This is a genomic window from Arthrobacter sp. StoSoilB20, assembly GCF_019977295.1.
Lineage (GTDB): Bacteria > Actinomycetota > Actinomycetes > Actinomycetales > Micrococcaceae > Arthrobacter > Arthrobacter nicotinovorans_A.
Window position 1 is genome coordinate 2,327,780 of record NZ_AP024651.1, and the last position, 16,724, is coordinate 2,344,503.

Below are 16,724 nucleotides of genomic sequence, written 5' to 3' on the forward strand. Positions count from 1 at the left end.
TGCAGTTGGTAGTGTGGATGTCCCGACGGACCCAGCCGGGGTTCTCGTTCTCCGTCGTTGTGAGGAGTAGCCCCATGGTCAGCTTTCGGCCCTTGGCCCGTATAGCTTCAGTTTTGACGAGCCCGCTTGCGCCGGAGGACGTTCTGGCGCTCTTCAATCCGGTCTATTCGTCTCGTCAGCTGCGTGGAGTCGTTACTAAGGTAGTCCAGGAAACAGCCCAATCAGCCACTATTTTCTTCCGTCCCGGCCGCGGCTGGCATGCCCACCTCGCCGGCCAATGGGCGCGGATAGGGGTGGAACTGAACGGGGTGCGCCAATGGCGGTCCTATTCGCTGAGCGCGAAGGCAGGTAAGGATCCGGCCATCACGGTCACTGATGTTGGATCCGTGTCCGGGACCTTGGTCCGTAACACGAAAGTGGGTGACGTCCTCTTCCTGGCGCCACCCCAGGGCGATTTTGTCCTCCCTGAGCATCCACGGTCACTTCTGATGCTCACTGCGGGAAGCGGCATCACCCCCGTCATGTCAATGATTCGGACACTGGTCCCAAGCCGCCCCGACGCAGATGTTGTCCTGATCCACTCCTCCCGCGAAGAGGGCGACACCATCTTTCGTGAAGAACTGGCTGAACTCGCTGATCAGTTTCCCAACTTCCGCTTGGTGCAGTGGCACACCGGCGGTCGCGGCCGCCTGAACTTTACGTCCGCGGCCGCACTGGGAGAGGTCTGCCCGGACTGGCGGAACAGGGCGGCATATGCGTGCGGCCCCGAATCGTTCCTGAACGACGCCGAAGATATGTGGAATCGGGCTGCGTTGCCTGCAGCCGCCACAGCAGTGAAGGAATCCGATGGTGGAAGCGGGCACGGCTCGCTCACTATCGAACGATTCAGCACCGAACTCTTGGGAGGGGACGGCAGTGAAGGTGGCGTGGTCACCTTCGAAGCTTCTGACCGCGAGGTCATGGCCGACGGCGGGGTCCCCATTCTCGACGTCGGGGAGGACGCGGGGGTGCTGATGCCCAGCGGCTGCCGCATGGGTATTTGTCACAGCTGCCTGACTCCGCTGCTCGCCGGAAGAGTCCGCGACCTGCGTACCGGTGAAGTCCATGGAGCGCCCGGGGAACTCATCCAAACCTGCGTCTCGGCAGCCGCCGGGCCAGTCAACCTCGAAATCTGAGGAGCACAACCCCATGTCAGTAGTTTCAACCAAAAGGTCCGCCGCCGCCGTCGAACCCAAGACACGTCCTGGTGCCCTTGCCGATGAGGGCAGGCCCACCGTGCGGCCTCCGGCGGCCGCACACCTCAGCGACGAGCAAGTAGCCGAACTGGGCCGTGAGCTCGACGCAGTTCGGGACGAAATCCTCGCCAAACGAGGTTCAAGCGACGCCGCGTACATCAGGCGCATGATCAAGATCCAACGCGGGTTGGAGATCTCCGGTCGTGCCGCGCTGCTGGCAGGCAAGAACAGGGTGGCCTGGTTCACCGGCACAACACTGCTCAGCGTGGCCAAAATCCTGGAGAACATGGAACTTGGCCACAACATCCTCCACGGCCAGTGGGACTGGATGCGTGACCCGGACATTCACTCCACCACCTGGGAATGGGACTTCGTTACCCCGTCGCGGTCGTGGCAACACACGCACAACGACCTCCACCACCGCTGGACCAACGTGGTGGGCAAGGACCGCGACGTCGGTTATAACCTTCTGCGCATGGACCCCGACCAGGAGTGGAAGCCGTTCAATCTGGGCAACCCGCTGTACAACGCGTTGCTCGCGCCAGTGTTCGAATGGGGCATAGCCATCTACGATCTGGAGATTCCCGAGTACAAGGAAGGCCTGAAGTCGAAGGAGGCCATGAATAAGGACCTCAAGGCGCTGGGGCGGAAGGCGATCAAACAGTTCGCCAAGGACTATGCAGCCACCCCGGCCTTGGCCATGCTGTCGGGTTCAGGGAAACAAGCCCTCTACGGCACGCTCGCTGCCAATGCCATCCGCAATGTCTGGGCCCATGCGGTTATTTTTTGCGGACACTTCCCTGAAGGAACGGACACGTTCACCGAGGAAATGGTGGAAGGCGAAACCCGCGGCGACTGGTACGTCCGCCAGATGATCGGCTCTGCCAACATCTCCGGCCCACGGTTCATGCACGTCATGACAGGAAACTTGTCCCACCAGATCGAGCACCACCTCTTCCCCGACCTTCCCTCCAACCGGTACGCCGAGATCGCACCCAAGGTCCGCGACATCTGCGAACGTTACGGCTTGAAGTACACCACGGGACCGCTGCCCAAGCAGGTCGGCTCCGCGTGGGCCAAGGTCTTCAAACTCGCGCTGCCTCCCAAAAAATAGGCAGCACGGCGTTCCAAGCGCTCACTGGGTATCAAATTCCTGGGGGACAGTACGAACCTCGCTGAAAACGCTACCTATTGACACTGCGGCGGCGCCGCTTGTCACTATCCGACTCGTGACTATAGGAAATAGCCTGCCCACAGCCACGGATCCATCTAAGCCTGTAGTTGGCTGGTCCTTATGGTTCCGTGGGCGAGGCGCCGGCCGGTCCCGGCTCTTCGCCAGGTGGCTGGGACGTCGGCGCACATGACCCAGCGCCAACTTGGATCTTGAGGAAATCTTGAGGTCTTACTGAGCAATTCTTGAGGTTGCGCCACCATTTTTAATAGCGTCCGGGCGGAAGCATGGACATCCTGGGTGGCAGGTCTTGCAGTGGGCCGCCTCCCAGACTCCTCCCACGGGTGGCTGGCGATCCGAGCGGCAGAGGTCCGTAACTCGGATTTGTCCTTTGCCGGGACCTGCGCGTTGGGCAATAACTTGCCTGTCTACCGTTAGTCCTCCAGTGAGGGCCGGGGGAGTGACGCCGTTGCCCTCACGTACTTATGCAGCAACCTGGCGAATTGGATCCGCTCGTCGTGGTCCCAATCTTGGGTGATGTAGTCGAATGCTTGACGTTGTTGGCGGCGGGAGTATGCCAACGCCTCGTGACCTGCGGCGGTTAGTCGCAGGGTGATGCTTCGCCCGTCCGTTTGGGAAGCGACCCGCTCCAACAGCCCCTCGCCCACACAACGGGCTACGAGGCGGCTCACTGCGGTGCGGTCCATGCTCAGGGCGGCGGCAACGGCGTTGACGCTCAAGAGTCCGTCCGATTCCTCTACTACTGCCAGCAGAAGATCACGTTGAATGTCCGTGCGCACGATGGGCGGGTCCAGCGGAACGCTCGACGTCCGCCGCCGCAGCTTGGAGAAGGCCGTGCCGATCGTCTCGAGAAGAGCTTCATCATCCGGGCCGGCCCCCGACTCTGTGGTGCGGTCATTCATTGCAGCTCCTAAAGTACGTGCATTCTGTCACCTAGATGATACTATGCACGTACATGGACGGGGTCATCGACTCATTCTCGACGACATTGAAACGGGGACTAATCCTATGCGTACTGCAATTGTGGCCGACCGCGTATTTGACGGTACAAAGAACCTTGGGCGAAAGGTAGTTGTTGTCGTCGACGGCCTCATCGACGCCGTCACGGATCGGGTCCCGGAAGGTGTTGGAATCGTTGAAGCTCCGGGAACCACACTTCTGCCCGGGTTGATCGACGCGCACGTCCATACTGACGTCAGTGGACTGCGGATGGCGCTGCAATTCGGTGTGACCACGGAGTTGGAAATGCAGGGCGTCAATACTGCCCGCGATCGCGACCATATTATGCAGGACGACGCCCTTGCTGATGTCCGTTCCGCCGGCTTCGGTCTCACTCCGCCCGGTGGCCACCCGGAGGAATTGTTCCCCAAAGACTTCAATCCACAGCGCGGCAAGGGTCCTGGCGGTCCCGGTGCGCGGGTGCGCGTTGATCCCATTGTGCGGGCGAAGGTCACCTCGCCGCAGGAAGCTGTTTCCGTGGTCCAAAAGCTGGCCGGAGCCGGTTCCGACTACATCAAATTCATGGTTGACGACGGAACCGTCGAAGGCCACCCGGGCTTGCCAATGCTCGATCAAGCCACACTGAATGCCGGTGTAGCCGAAGCGCGCCGACTGGGCATGACCACCATTGCCCATGCGCTCACCCTTGACGCAACACGGATGAGTATTGAGGCCGGGATTGATGGCCTGGCGCATTTGTTCATGGACCGCCCGCACACTCCGGAGATCGTCAATGCGATCGCTCAGTCCGAGACATTCGTGGTCGCGTGCGTGGTGCTGAATGCCTCCATGATGGGGATCACCGGGGCCGCCCTTGCAGATGACCCAAGGGTCTCCTCGAAGCTCTCAAAGGAATGGGACGAAACTCTTAGGAGCAGCTTCAACCATTTCCCCCAAGGCCGCCTCCAAGACGTCCTGAACACTGTGCGCGCGCTGGATGAAGCCGGAGTTGACCTGCTCATCGGAACAGATGTCTCCCAACCCCTGCCGTTCCTCGGAGGCCTGGCCCACGGCGCCAGCGTTCATCAGGAGCTTCAACAGTTTGTTGACGCCGGACTAACCCCAATCAAAGCGCTCAGCGCTGCGACGGCAGTCACCGCACGACGTTTTGGCCTCACTGACCGGGGAAGTATCGAGGTTGGCCAGCGCGCAGACCTCCTCCTTGTCGACGGCGACCCCACGTCCACAATCAGCGACACCCTCAATGTCCGCGACGTCTGGCGGCGAGGTACGCGCGCCGAGCACTTGGTCTCCGTAAACGAGGGTCTCCCATTGTCCTGAACAACCGGAAATGCAGTTGCAGGGGGTTTCGCGCACTGTCCATTCCCGGATCAGCCGATAATTGGCCGTTCTTCGGGAAGCATGAAATGCCTTGGCCGGGAAGCGAGGGCAATGGCTGAAGCCACGGTGATGGTGCCGATGCGCCCAGTAAACATCAGGGCCATCAGCACCCACTCCGCGGTTGGAGGCAGGTTGTAGGTTATTCCAGTGCTCAGGCCAACAGTTCCGAAGGCGGAGATGGATTCAAAAAGCACTTTCTCCAAGCTGTAGTCGGTGGTCATGAGGAGCAGCATGGTCCCTAAAATCACCGCTCCTACGCCGAGCAGGGCGACAGTGAGAGCCTGGCGTTGCGTGGAGGAGCTTATGGACCGGTGCGCAATGGTTACTTGCTCGCGTCCACGGATCTCGTTCCAAATTGCAAAAGCCAGGACCAGGAACGTAGTGATCTTGATACCGCCGGCGGTGCCTGCGCTGCCGCCGCCAATGAACATGAGGACGTTGGTGACCATGAGTGTTTCCGGGGTTGCGGCCCCGTAATCGATGCTGTTGAAACCCGCTGTCCTGGGAAACACTCCACCCGCCAACGAGCCCAGGACTTTTCCGCCGAAACCCATCGACCCCAGAGTCTCGGGTCGGTTCCATTCAAAGGCCGCGAACAATGCTATTCCCACTGCCAGAAGCAACAATGATCCGTAGACGGTCAGGCGAAGGTGGATGGTCCAGTTCTTGAACCTCAGACGGTCCCTGCCCAGTTGGATGATCACAGGGAAGCCCAGGCCGCCGGCAATGATGGCTGCGCAGATAGGAACTATGATCCACGGATCTTCTGCGAACCCAATGAGATTATCGCTGTAGAGGGCAAAGCCTGCGTTATTAAATGCGGAGACGGCGTGGAAGATGCCGTGCCACACTGCTGCGCCAGGGTTGTCGTCATAGGCGATCCAAAAGCGTATCGTCAGCATGATGGCTGTGAGGGCTTCAAAGAAGGCCATGATCTTCAGCACCCTGAACAGCACGGTCTTGACGTCGCCGAAGTTCAGAGTGTGGGTTTCCGATTGGGCCACGAGCTGGCCTCGAAGCCCGATGGTCTTGCGCACGAACAACGCCAGAAGGGTTGCCAGGGACATGATCCCGAAGCCTCCCACCTGAATCAGTGCCAGGATCACCACGTGGCCGAATGGGGTCCAGAAAGTTGCCGTATCAACGGTGATGAGTCCAGTGACGCAAACAGCTGAAACCGCGGTGAAGAACGCGGTGGTAATGATGTCTTCGCCCTCGCCTGTCCGCGACATGGGCAGCATCAGGATTCCAGCGCCGAGGATTATCACTGCCAGGAACGCCATTGGCACTGAACGGACCGGGTGCAGAAGGGAAGCCTTAAGACGTTCTCCTTCGTTGGCCAGAACCCGCAACACAGGGCTTAGCCCGGTCGAGGAACGTTCGGTCATGCCGGACCGTCCTGGCCGGTACACAAAGGCCTCGCATCCGCGAGCGACCTCGTCAACGTCGTCACCGCGTCCCTTTCCGCACGGCAGATCCGCACTTCTTTCCGTGCGAAATCTAGCAGCGAACGCGCCGCCACGGGCGGAAAGGCGAATACCTTGACGAATCCTTAACGCCGCGGTGCACGTCATTCACATACGTCGCACGACGGCGGTGCGGGGCCAGTTGCCGGGGCACAGGCGCCGAAGCCGTCTGCCACCTCAACTCCGATCAGACTGACATGGTCACCTGGGTGGCCTTTGGGCGCGCTTAGCAACCTGAGGGCCGGCTTTGAGCAGTTTGCTGCTGATGTGAAGGCTGAGACTAGGAGGGCAGTTGACCGGGCCCGCTATGGCCGGGGAGCAGTTTCCTGCCGGTTCAGTGGGAGAAGTCTGCTGAGATCTCGGCGAGGGTGCGACCCTTTGTTTCGGGAGCGAGCCACTGGGAAAGCAGTGCGCCGAGCAACGCGACGGCCGCCGCTACCACCATGCTTGGTCCCATCCCGATGTTGCTGATCGCCCAAGGCAGGGCGAAGGTGCCAAGCGCAGCTCCGATGCGGCTGAAGGCGGCAGAGAAGCCCATGCCAATGCCACGCAGGTGGCCGGGGAATACCTCGGCGGGATACACCTGGGTCATGGTGGTGTAGCCGGCATTGAAGAAGGAGAAGGCGAGGAACAGTACGAGCACCAGGATCGCAGGTGCGTCCGCCCAGAGTCCGATGACCAGCAATATGCCTGCGCAGAGCCATTGCCCAGGCACGGTAAGGATCCGGCGTCCGAGCTTGTCAATCAGGAGCACGGTGGTGACGACGCCCGCGGCAGCAAGTGCGGAGAGTCCGACTCCACCCGTCCAGCCGCCGCCGAAGCCGAATTCATTGAGCACGTCGTCGGCAAAGGTCGCGATCGCGAAGTACGGGGTGACCGCGCAGAACCAAAAACCTGCAGTGAAGAGGGTGGTTCGCCAGTACTGCTTCGAGAACAGCATTCCGATGGAGGCGCCCTTGATTTTGGTCCTGCTCTTCGCGGCCTGGGCCTCCTGGACCATCCTCAAGTTGATCTCCTCGGTGATGCTGTCATGCATCTCAGGGGATTCAACATATCGGCGGGCGATAGCGAGTGCTTCCTCACGCCGCCCTTTGGTAATGAGCCAGCTCGGCGATTCGGGCAGCCCCAAGCGGGCGATGAACAGAATGAGTGCCAGTATTGTGCTCGTGCCGATGACCAGGCGCCATGGGGTGCCTGCATCGTGCAGGAGCGTGCCAATGATGAATGCCATCATGAAACCGACGTACCAGGCGATCAGGGTCAGTCCGAGCAAGCGCCCACGGAGTTTTGGCGGCGAGAACTCTGAGAGTAAGGGGCCGCCAATTGAGTACTCGCCGCCGATTGCGACGCCCATAAGGAACCGGATGGCGGCCAACTGGATCACAGCCCCGTCTCCGGAGGTTACGAAGAACTGGGCTCCTGAAGCAACCAGGAACAGGCCCATGTCCAGGAGGAACATGGGCTTGCGTCCGAATTTGTCAGTAGCCCAGCCCGCCAGCGGGGAGCCGACGAAGATACCAACCAGTGGTCCTGCGGCGATCATGCCCAAAGACAGTGCGTCCAGCTGAAGCTCTGACCGCATGGGCCCGGTGACGGGGCCAATGATTCCGAGGATGTAGCCGTCAAGGAACATTCCGCCGATGAAAACAGCCACAAGCCGCACCATAAAGCGGTGCTTGAACTTGGAGCTGGTCTCTTCCGGCGTGGAGGTGTCGACGGGATCCGTCGTCCTGGTTGGATGAATCATTGAGATCTATTCCCTTCTGGCTTCAGTGGAAACCACTGACGGCACCAGAGTGCTGTTCCCTGGACGGACGGATGGTCGGACAGCCGGAGCCCTCTTGGGAGCGCTGGACGATGCCGGCTGGCTTGATGCCAACTGGCCGCGCAGGACCCGCGAAACGATCTCGGCGTCGTCATGTATCACTGATCTCCAGTACGGACCGGCAAGACCTTGGATCCGGCACCCTCGTGCCGACCCATCCAAGCAACCACAATTTGGTCGCCCGGATGTGACATATGACTCATATATCAGAACTCTAAGCGTAGGTTCCCTCTCGGTCAAGGGCTTAACAACGAAAGGCTGCCGGGGCGCGGCAGCTGTAAGCGGCTGATGAATCGAGGAAAGTGCCGCGCTGTGCCCGCCGCGTTCGGAAGCAAAGCAAACGCCACGGCGTCGTTCCACTCGTGCTGCCTGGGATGATCTATACGCAGAGCGACCGGCGCTGCGTGCGCTTTCAAACACAGCCGACCAGCGGCCCTCCGCTGCATGATGCGGCAGAAGGACACTGGTCGGCTGGCACATGTGGAGGGTTAGGCAGCCACGCGGCTGCCGGGCCGGCCTACCCTTAGGCTGACACTGCGGGGAACCGTTCCCATACGCGGTGGGCGGAGAGCAGGCCCGTCAACTCCTGGATGACACCCTCTACCTTCTTGCCGGAGACGATGCCCGGAGCATCCGCGGGGATGCCTGCGGCCTTCAAGGCAGCTGAATTGCTGTCCAGGGTCGCAATTGCTTTTGCGTGGCGGAACGCCTCCGTCAGCAGCAACACCGCCCGCGGATCCAACGCATCCCCGGGAGCGGCGGCCTTGGCGTCCAGCCCCGGGGCGGCATCAGGCGCCACAGTGCCGGGCGTGGCGACCAGCACTGCATCAAACTCAGTTGAACGTGCGGTGAGATAAGTACGCTGAACGGGGACCCCGCCGTCGTTCCCCGATCCAAGGAAGCCACCCGCCGGAGCGATGACCAGCGGGACGATGCCCTCGGCGTCCAACGCCTGCCGTGCAGCCTCGACGGCGGCAAGATCGCTTCCCTCGTCGGCAAGGATCCCCACGATCCGACCGGCAACAGGCCACTTCTTGCCAACCTGGGACAGGGAAGGGCTGGGCTTGGACTCCTGGACCTGTTCGCTCGGCGAGGGGGCCGGCAGGCCAAGGCCCTTGGCCACAGCCGCGCACAGCCGCGCATCCACGTTGGCCAAGGCTGCGAGCTGCCGTTCGCGGACGGACGTCTCGTAGCACTTGCCCAGTTCAAACGTGTAGGCCTGGATGACGTGGTCCTGTTCCACCGGGCTCAGGCTGCGGAAGAAGAGGCCCACCTGGCTGTAATGGTCATCAAAGGAAACCGGGTTTCTGCGCTCCTTGATGGAGGCGGCCAGTTCTTCGGGCACGTCGATGAATGCGCCCATATCCTGTCCGGCGAGGAAAGGGCAGCCGCCGTCGAGCGAGTTCGGGTGGTAGGGGGCAACTCCGGCGTGGACGGCTTGCTGGTGCATGCCGTCCCGCAACATGTCGTTGACAGGCGCCTGCGGCCGGTTGATGGGGATCTGCCCGAAGTTGGGGCCGCCGAGGCGCGAAATCTGGGTGTCCAGGTAGGAAAACAGGCGTACCTGCAGCAGGGGATCATTGGTGACATCGATCCCCGGAACCAGATAGCCGGGGTGGAACGCCACTTGTTCGGTTTCGGCGAAGTAGTTGGTGGGGTTGGCATTGAGCGTCATGAGGCCGATGGGCTGTACCGGCGCGAGTTCCTCCGGTACGAACTTGGTGGGGTCCAGCAAGTCAATGCCTTCAAACATCTGGTCTTCGGTGTCCGGGAACGTCTGGACGCCGAGTTCCCACTCCGGGTAGGCGCCGGCCTCGATGGCGTCGGCAAGGTCCCTGCGGTGGAAGTCCGGATCCATGCCATTGATGATCTGGGCTTCTTCCCATACCAGTGAATGCACGCCCTGCTTTGGCTTCCAGTGGAACTTCACCAAAGTGGTGGCGCCTTCGGCATTGACGAACCGGAAGGTGTGTACGCCAAAACCTTCCATCGTCCGGTAGGAACGGGGGATTCCGCGGTCGGACATGTTCCACATGGTGTGCGCCTGGGCCTCGGTGTGGAGCGAGACAAAGTCCCAGAATGTGTCGTGCGCACTCTGTGCCTGCGGAATCTCACGATCCGGATGGGGCTTGGCCGCATGCACGATGTCAGGGAACTTGATGCCGTCCTGAACAAAGAAGACGGGAATGTTGTTGCCTACCAGGTCATAAGTGCCCTCGTCGGTATAGAACTTTGTAGAGAACCCGCGGGTATCGCGCACGGTATCGGCAGAGCCCCGGGATCCCAGGACGGTGGAAAACCGAACGAACACCGGAGTCTCAACATCTTTGGCCAGGAAGCCTGCGCGTGTGATGTTGGCTGCAGTGCCGTAGGAACGGAAAACACCGTGGGCGCCGGCGCCACGGGCATGGACTACCCGCTCCGGGATGCGTTCGTGGTCGAAGTGGGTGATCTTTTCGCGCAGGTGGTGATCCTGCAGCAGGATGGGCCCGCGTGGGCCGGCCTTCAGGGAATGGTCGGTGTCTTGAAGGCGAAGCCCCTGTGCCGTGGTCAGGTACTGGCCGGACTGGGCGCGTGCAGTGGACGGCGCCCCGGTTGGGCTTCCTGTGGGGGAGACCGCCTCAGGTCCGCGCTGATCCGGCTTGGGCGGCAGGGGCTCCCTGGGAGTTGTAGGTTCTTCCAAGCTGGCAGGTTCGCTTGCCGGGGCGCCGGGGATCTTGATGCTGTGCTTTTCTGGCATATGTATCTCTCCTCAGAGTGGGCGAAACCAGCGGGCCTCGGCTGATCCGCAACTTACTAAGCATGCTTAGCATGTTCTGTACCCTAGGGAACGTTTTCCAAGACTGCAAGTTACTTGGGTACGGTCCGGAGACATCCGCCAGGCCGGCGGCTTGGGCCTTCACGCTTCGGGAATGACCATGGCAAAGCGTTCTTCGCGGGCTTCGTCCGGGTCGGGGCCGCTCCGCACACCGCTGTCGAGCGCGTCGATGATGCCTAGTTCCGGTTCTGAAAGCTCGAAACCGAAGACATCGAAGTTCTCGGCGATCCGGCCCGGGTTGGTGGACTTTGGGATGGCTGACCGGCCCTGCTGCAAGTGCCAGCGAAGCATCACTTGGGCCGGTGTCTTTCCGTGGGCCTGGCCGATGCCGGCAATTGCGGGATCCTGCATGACGTTCCTGCGGTCCTCGCCGCCCCAGCCCGGGTAGAAGGTGATTCCACCGATGGGCGACCACGCCTGCGTGAGGATCCCTTGCTCTTCATCGGCTTCCTGGACGTCCGGTTGGGTGAAGTAGGGGTGCAGTTCAATCTGGTTGACAGCAGGGACCACCTCGGCAGCGGCGAGAAGTTGCCTCAGGTGGTGTGGCATGAAGTTGCTGACACCGATCGCCCTGACGCGTCCGTCAGCGAGCAAGTGCTCAAGCGCCTTGTAAGCGGAGATTGTCTTCTCGAACCGGTCCGGAGCGGGCTGGTGAAGGATGAAGAGGTCCAGATAGTCCACACCGAGTTTGCCGACTGCCTTGTCCCAGGCATGCAGGGTCTGGTCGTAGCCATAGTCGCTGACCCACACCTTGGTCTCGATGAAGACCTCCGAACGGTTCAGGCCTGAATTGCGTATGCCTTCCCCGACTTCCCGTTCATTTCCGTAGGCGGCGGCGGTGTCGATATGGCGGTAGCCAGTGGCCAGTGCGGACTCGACGGCCGCCGTCGTGTCCGCAGGGGCGCTTTGGAAGACGCCGAGCCCTATGGCCGGCATGGTGATTCCGTTGTTGAGCGTGACATCCATGGGGATCCCTCTCCTTTGTGGCTTGTGCATCAGTTCCCAGTGAACACCAGGGCCCGATTCCCAGGGAGTGCACGTCAGTACCCCCTTGAACAAGCTACGTGCTCCGGTCCTCACGGGTATTGCCAGTGCCTCCCTGGGCCCAGCGGCCGGGCGTAGCGTTGAGTCCATGACACTTAGCGAGGATGTGCGGAAATTCCTGACGTCGCGCCGTTCAAGGATCACCCCTGAGGAAGCCGGCCTGCCGGCCTATGGTGGGAACCGGCGCGTCAGTGGCCTGCGTCGCGAGGAGGTGGCGATGCTCGCGGGGATGAGCATCGACTACTACATCCGCCTTGAACGCGGAAACCTCTCCGGTGCTTCCGACAGCGTTCTGGAAGCGCTGGGACGGGCGTTAAAGCTGGACGACGCCGAATTGGCGCACCTTTTCGATCTCGCACGGGCTTCCGGTGCTGTACCCCGTGTTCGGCGCAGGCGCAGTCCCCAGGCTGTTCGTCCAAGTGTCCAACGAGTCCTCGATGCCATCACGGCCGCACCTGCCTGGGTGCGGAACGACCGTGGTGACGTTTTGGCCGCCAATGATCTTGGCAGTGCGCTGTATATGGAGTTGATGGCTGAAGAAACCACGCCGCCCAACAGTGCCCGTTTCACGTTCCTGAACCCGAAGGCACGGGAGTTCTTCGCCGACTGGGAACGTGCGGCAGATGACATAGTGGCTGTCCTGCGGTCCACGGCAGGGAAAAACCCTTATGACAAGGACCTCACGGACCTGATCGGTGAACTTTCAACCCGGAGCGGGGAATTCCGGACCCGTTGGGCCCGGCATGACGTCAAGTACCACCGAACCGGACGGAAGCGGCTCCATCATTCAATCGTGGGGGACTTGGACCTGACTTTCGAAGCGCTCGAGCTGGCAGCGGATCCGGGGCTGCGCATCAACATCTACACGGCAGATCCCGGCACGCCGTCCGAGGATGCCTTGAAAGTATTGGCCAGCTGGGCCGCGACCAGGCAGAGCACCATGGGCGCTGCCGTGAAGCAAGCGAAGTGAGTGCTGCGCAGTAGACGGCGCCGGTATCCCGTGGGCAAGGGACACCCTTGAGGAGCGAAGTTCTGATCGGGTTGCCGGGCATGCCCGCCCAAGCAGGGGACCGGCGTCGTGCGTTACTTAAAGCACGACGGCGGTGGGCGCAGTTTGCGCTGTCCAGGACCGCAGGCGGCAAGCTAGAAAAGGGGCCATGGTACCGCGGGCATGCCACCGCTCGGCGCAGGGAACCGGGCTGCTGAGCGCAACCGGACGCAGCGGGCGGTCAGAGAGGCGATTTCTTCAGCGGTGATCAACTCCGCAAGGTCACGGCCCAGCCCGCCATCCAGTGCTTCGGTGAGGCGATCAACGCCGTCGATTTCCCCGGTGTCAAGCGGCTCTCCCAACCAGCCCCACAGCACGGTCCGCAGCTTGTGCTCCTGGTGGAAGGTCAGCCCGTGATCCACCCCATGCCGATGACCGTCCGCCATGGCCAGAATGTGGTCGCCCTTGCGGTCGGCGTTGTTGACCAGCATGTCAAAGACCGCCATGCGCCTCAGCGCGGGAGAGTCCTCATGGATGAGGGAGACCATCCGCCCGTTCTCATCCTGCCCTTCGAGAACATGTTTCCACCCAGTCTCCGGTGCTTGTTCAGTCGCCACGAGGTCGACTGCCTGTTGGGCAGGGTCTTGCTCCTGCCAGAGTTGGACCATGCCCTCGCCCAACGGCCCATCGCGCAGCCAGGTGCGTGGCACGATGTTCCAACCCAGCACCTCCGAAACCAGGTAGGCTGCCACTTCCCGTTGCGCCAGGCTTCCATGCGGGAAATCCCACAAGGGACTTTCGCCTGCCACCGGCTTATAGACCACGGCGACCTCGCCGATGCTGCCCAGGAAAGTGGCGTTCGAAGCCGTGGTGATCCGGCCAGTGAGCGTCAGCTCGGCGGTGTCCAGGTCCGGCGCCGGCATCAGGCCTCGGGGAGGGTGCAGCTGTGCCCTTCGGCGTCCATGGGGTAACCGCACAGCGGGCAAGTGGGGCGTCCGGCTCCGACAATCTCACGGGTCCGCTTGGCGAATGCGCGGGCTGTGCCTACCGGCATGCGTACCAGCAGCATCTCGGATTCGTTCGCGCCGTCCTCGTCAAAGGCTTCGTCATTGTCCTCGGCATCGAGATCGGCGATGGGGTAGGCCTCAACGACAACCTGTGCGGTGGTGGGATCCCAGCCCAGGCTCATGGCTCCGGCACGGAACTGCTCTTCAACGGCTTCAAGGGGGTCGTTGTCCACGAGCTCGATGGGGGTCCCTGTCGGCACGCTGAACGGGTTGCCTTGAACTGTAATGAGCTGGTCGAGTATTTCGTCGATTTTCTCTGCGAGCTGGGCCGACTGCTGCTTCTCCATGGCAATACTGACGATCTGTTTTCCCGCACGTACCTGCAGGTAGAACGTCCGGGACCCTGGGAGGCCAATGGTGCCAACTACAACCCGGTCAGGCCAGGCAAACTCGTGAACACGTGTAGGCATGTCAGTATTTTAGGCACATCAGGTTCGCTCCGCGTTCTGCCCTGCTCCGCCGCCCACCGGAGCATCGCCGGAATGGATGCCGTTGGACAACCATGAGAGGTCGCCGGCGTCGGTGTTGGTCGCGTGGACGCTAGGCCGGTCACGGCCGTAACGGACAATCGATACGGAGGCGGGGCCAACATTGATGCGCTGGAAAAGGTCCAGGTGCATGCCGAGGGCATCGGCGAGGACCGACTTTATGACGTCACCGTGACTCACCGCAACCCACACGGCACCCGGGCCGTGCTCAGCTTCGAAGGCAGCGTCGTGGCGTCGAATCGCCGCCACCGCCCTGGCCTGCATCCCGGCCATGGATTCACCACCGGGAAACACGACGGCGGATGGTTGCGTTTGCACCACGGGCCACAGGTCCTCGGTTGCGAGGTCACTGAGCGAGCGGCCCTGCCACTGGCCGTAATCGCACTCGGTGAGGTCGGCTTCGAGGGGCGCGTGAGGCGAACCGGCCTGGTGGTCAAGGATGAGTTGGGCGGTCTCCTGGCAGCGCTCCAGCGGGCTCGAAATCACTCCCACCAACGGTACGGCTGCGAGCCTGCCTGCTGTCACGGCAGCCTGTTCGAGCCCGGTTTTGTCCAGCCTGATGCCCGCGGCCCTGCCTGCCAGCAGTCCGGTGGCATTGGCTGTGGTGCGGCCGTGCCGCACGAGGATAACTGTGGCCATGCACCCAGCCTAGTCATCCCGAAGGTGGTGTTCTGACCAACCCCAATCCCCGCCAAGCCACCCACATCAGTGCATTGGCTCTTCCTGTCCTCCGATGAGGCTCGACAAAATCGCCAGGGCTTTGGAAAGCTGGAGGTCGGTGACGGCACCGTAACCAAGGACCAGGCCATTCCCGGGCCTGCGGTCGGCATAATATCCGGCCAGGGGGACCACCAGGATTCCCCGTGCCAGGGCCGTGGCGGCAACTTCTGTCGCCTCGGGTTCCTGGAACCGCACCACTGCATGCAGTCCGCCATCCAAAGCTGAGATCTCAAGGTCCTTCCGGTTGCCCAGCCGCTCGATGATGAGGGCCCTGCGGTGCGCGTATTCACGTCTTGCCCGTGTGATGTGACGGGAAAGGCCTCCCCCTTTGATGTAGTGGGCAATTGCTGACTGCAGCACTCCGGCCACCGGGGTGTCCAGGGCTTGGCGGGTTGCTTTCAGCCGTCTGCCGGCATCGCCCCGAACCACCAAATAGCCGCAGCGCAACCACGGACTGAGGTTCTTGGAAAACGTTCCCAACAGGACGACGTCGGCAGTGCTCGGGAGGGAGGCAACAGCGGGGAGGGGCATGCGACTGTGCCGGAATTCGCTGTCGTAGTCGTCTTCGAGCACAAGCACACCGTGCCGGCCGGCCCACGCGAGCAACTCTATTCTCTCCTGGACAGCCATCCTGCCGCCCAAGGGGTATTGGTGGCTGGGAGTTACCAGGACTGCGTCCGGTATGTGCTCCAAGGCCTCCAGCTGTGAGCCTTTCAGGCCGTCTTCGTCCACGGGAAGTGTTACCAGCTCCGCGCCTGAAGCCTCCATGACCCGGCGCGCAGTGGGGTAGCCGGGGTCCTCAACCAGCACACGTGGCCGCAGGCCTCCGTGCCGGAGCATGGCAACCACCAGGTGCAGCGCATCGCTGGTGCCGCCGGTGATGATGACATCGTCGGGATCGACAACAAGGCCCCTGGAGACGGCCAGGTGGTCAGCAACCGCAACACGGAGCTCCGGTGTTCCTTGTGCCGGTGGGAGCTGGACCTTCACCTGCTCCGTTACGGCCGCCTTCCATGCGCTGCGCCATTGGCGGTCCTGGAAAGGTGATCCGGAGGGTCGGCCGGGCGTCAGGTCAATGACCTCGCTTCGGGGTGGGGGAGTGGACGGCCGATTCCCTTCCAAGGGGCGGGTGTTGATATCCGGACGGATGGCTACTTTGGTCCCGCCTGCGCCATTGCTGACCAGGAACCCCTCGCCGGAGAGTTGTTCGAAGGCTCGTACCACCACTCCGCGCGAGATACCGAGCTCCGTCGCGAGCCTTCGAGTGGCAGGAAGCGTATCTTCCGGCTGCAGGACGCCATCGAGTATAGCGGCCCGTAGTTGGCTGGCCACTTGGGCCGCAAGGGACGTGACGCTGTTCCTGTCCAGCTCGATGGGTATTTCGGCTTCACTCATTTGGACCTCCAGACTCTTACATTCTTGGACCTAGTGTAGGACCAAGACCCTTGGCAGCATGGACAGTGATACCCCAAGCGCTGCGTTCTTGCAGCACGACGAAAGCAGGAAGCAGTGTTCAACGGCCTCAGCGCTTTTCCGCTCAC

At 61.9% G+C, this 16,724-nt stretch carries 13 protein-coding genes; 4 read left to right on the top strand and 9 right to left on the bottom strand.

What is annotated here, in order from left to right; genetic code table 11:
- The first annotated feature begins 74 nt into the window (after nt 1-74).
- A complete protein-coding gene (locus tag LDN85_RS10485) occupies nt 75-1,175 on the top strand; it encodes a ferredoxin reductase (RefSeq protein WP_223945363.1) in 1,101 nt (366 codons plus the stop codon).
- Nucleotides 1,176-1,188: 13 nt separating this feature from the next.
- The gene (locus LDN85_RS10490) at nt 1,189-2,349 is read left to right on the top strand and encodes an acyl-CoA desaturase (RefSeq protein WP_223945364.1); all 1,161 of its coding nucleotides are present in this window, start codon (nt 1,189-1,191) and stop codon (nt 2,347-2,349) included.
- A gap of 491 nt (nt 2,350-2,840) precedes the next feature.
- Here LDN85_RS10490 and LDN85_RS10495 read toward each other — a convergent pair whose 3' ends face one another.
- Entirely contained in the window at nt 2,841-3,329 is a 489-nt protein-coding gene (locus LDN85_RS10495) for a MarR family winged helix-turn-helix transcriptional regulator (protein ID WP_026540513.1), read from the bottom strand.
- A gap of 106 nt (nt 3,330-3,435) precedes the next feature.
- Here LDN85_RS10495 and LDN85_RS10500 point away from each other — a divergent pair, with 106 nt between their 5' ends.
- A complete protein-coding gene (locus LDN85_RS10500; protein WP_223945365.1) occupies nt 3,436-4,707 on the top strand; it encodes an amidohydrolase family protein in 1,272 nt (423 codons plus the stop codon).
- 50 nt (nt 4,708-4,757) lie between these two features.
- Here LDN85_RS10500 and LDN85_RS10505 read toward each other — a convergent pair whose 3' ends face one another.
- The 4 genes from LDN85_RS10505 to LDN85_RS10520 all read right to left on the bottom strand — a co-directional run bounded on the left by LDN85_RS10505 (nt 4,758) and on the right by LDN85_RS10520 (nt 11,842).
- On the bottom strand, nt 4,758-6,155 hold the full coding sequence (locus LDN85_RS10505; RefSeq protein ID WP_223945366.1) for a potassium transporter TrkG: 1,398 nt from the start codon (nt 6,153-6,155) through the stop codon (nt 4,758-4,760).
- A gap of 412 nt (nt 6,156-6,567) precedes the next feature.
- Nucleotides 6,568-7,980, bottom strand: a complete 1,413-nt coding sequence (locus tag LDN85_RS10510; RefSeq protein ID WP_223945367.1) for an MFS transporter — start codon at nt 7,978-7,980, stop codon at nt 6,568-6,570.
- 601 nt (nt 7,981-8,581) lie between these two features.
- On the bottom strand, nt 8,582-10,798 hold the full coding sequence (locus LDN85_RS10515; protein WP_223945368.1) for a catalase: 2,217 nt from the start codon (nt 10,796-10,798) through the stop codon (nt 8,582-8,584).
- A 159-nt stretch (nt 10,799-10,957) separates the two neighbouring features.
- Nucleotides 10,958-11,842, bottom strand: a complete 885-nt coding sequence (locus LDN85_RS10520) for an aldo/keto reductase (protein ID WP_223945369.1) — start codon at nt 11,840-11,842, stop codon at nt 10,958-10,960.
- Between the two features lie 166 nt (nt 11,843-12,008).
- Between LDN85_RS10520 and LDN85_RS10525 the strand changes: the two genes are divergently transcribed.
- A complete protein-coding gene (locus LDN85_RS10525) occupies nt 12,009-12,890 on the top strand; it encodes a helix-turn-helix transcriptional regulator (protein WP_223945370.1) in 882 nt (293 codons plus the stop codon).
- Between the two features lie 173 nt (nt 12,891-13,063).
- On the opposite strand, the gene LDN85_RS10530 is transcribed toward LDN85_RS10525, so the two are convergent.
- From LDN85_RS10530 to LDN85_RS10545, 4 genes are all read right to left on the bottom strand, one after another.
- Nucleotides 13,064-13,831, bottom strand: coding sequence for an SCO1664 family protein (locus tag LDN85_RS10530; protein WP_026546696.1), 768 nt, complete (start codon nt 13,829-13,831; stop codon nt 13,064-13,066).
- The gene (locus LDN85_RS10535; RefSeq protein ID WP_223945371.1) at nt 13,831-14,385 is read right to left on the bottom strand and encodes a DUF3090 domain-containing protein; all 555 of its coding nucleotides are present in this window, start codon (nt 14,383-14,385) and stop codon (nt 13,831-13,833) included. Before LDN85_RS10535 ends, LDN85_RS10530 begins: the two co-directional genes overlap by 1 nt.
- A gap of 18 nt (nt 14,386-14,403) precedes the next feature.
- Nucleotides 14,404-15,102 carry a histidine phosphatase family protein gene (locus LDN85_RS10540; protein ID WP_223945372.1) on the bottom strand — a complete coding sequence of 233 codons (699 nt, stop codon included), beginning with the start codon at nt 15,100-15,102 and terminating at the stop codon, nt 14,404-14,406.
- 66 nt (nt 15,103-15,168) lie between these two features.
- Complete coding sequence (locus LDN85_RS10545; RefSeq protein WP_026540523.1) at nt 15,169-16,578, bottom strand: PLP-dependent aminotransferase family protein; 1,410 nt, start codon at nt 16,576-16,578, stop codon at nt 15,169-15,171.
- Between the last annotated feature and the right edge of the window lie 146 nt (nt 16,579-16,724).

Coding starts and splice junctions, on each gene's coding strand:
- LDN85_RS10545 (WP_026540523.1), bottom strand. CDS start 16,578: ATGAGTGAAGCCGAAATACCCATCGAGCTGGACAGGAACAGCGTCACG.
- LDN85_RS10495 (WP_026540513.1), bottom strand. CDS start 3,329: ATGAATGACCGCACCACAGAGTCGGGGGCCGGCCCGGATGATGAAGCT.
- LDN85_RS10535 (WP_223945371.1), bottom strand. CDS start 14,385: ATGCCTACACGTGTTCACGAGTTTGCCTGGCCTGACCGGGTTGTAGTT.
- LDN85_RS10540 (WP_223945372.1), bottom strand. CDS start 15,102: ATGGCCACAGTTATCCTCGTGCGGCACGGCCGCACCACAGCCAATGCC.
- LDN85_RS10510 (WP_223945367.1), bottom strand. CDS start 7,980: ATGATTCATCCAACCAGGACGACGGATCCCGTCGACACCTCCACGCCG.
- LDN85_RS10490 (WP_223945364.1), top strand. CDS start 1,189: ATGTCAGTAGTTTCAACCAAAAGGTCCGCCGCCGCCGTCGAACCCAAG.
- LDN85_RS10525 (WP_223945370.1), top strand. CDS start 12,009: ATGACACTTAGCGAGGATGTGCGGAAATTCCTGACGTCGCGCCGTTCA.
- LDN85_RS10485 (WP_223945363.1), top strand. CDS start 75: ATGGTCAGCTTTCGGCCCTTGGCCCGTATAGCTTCAGTTTTGACGAGC.
- LDN85_RS10500 (WP_223945365.1), top strand. CDS start 3,436: ATGCGTACTGCAATTGTGGCCGACCGCGTATTTGACGGTACAAAGAAC.
- LDN85_RS10505 (WP_223945366.1), bottom strand. CDS start 6,155: ATGACCGAACGTTCCTCGACCGGGCTAAGCCCTGTGTTGCGGGTTCTG.
- LDN85_RS10515 (WP_223945368.1), bottom strand. CDS start 10,798: ATGCCAGAAAAGCACAGCATCAAGATCCCCGGCGCCCCGGCAAGCGAA.
- LDN85_RS10520 (WP_223945369.1), bottom strand. CDS start 11,842: ATGGATGTCACGCTCAACAACGGAATCACCATGCCGGCCATAGGGCTC.
- LDN85_RS10530 (WP_026546696.1), bottom strand. CDS start 13,831: ATGCCGGCGCCGGACCTGGACACCGCCGAGCTGACGCTCACTGGCCGG.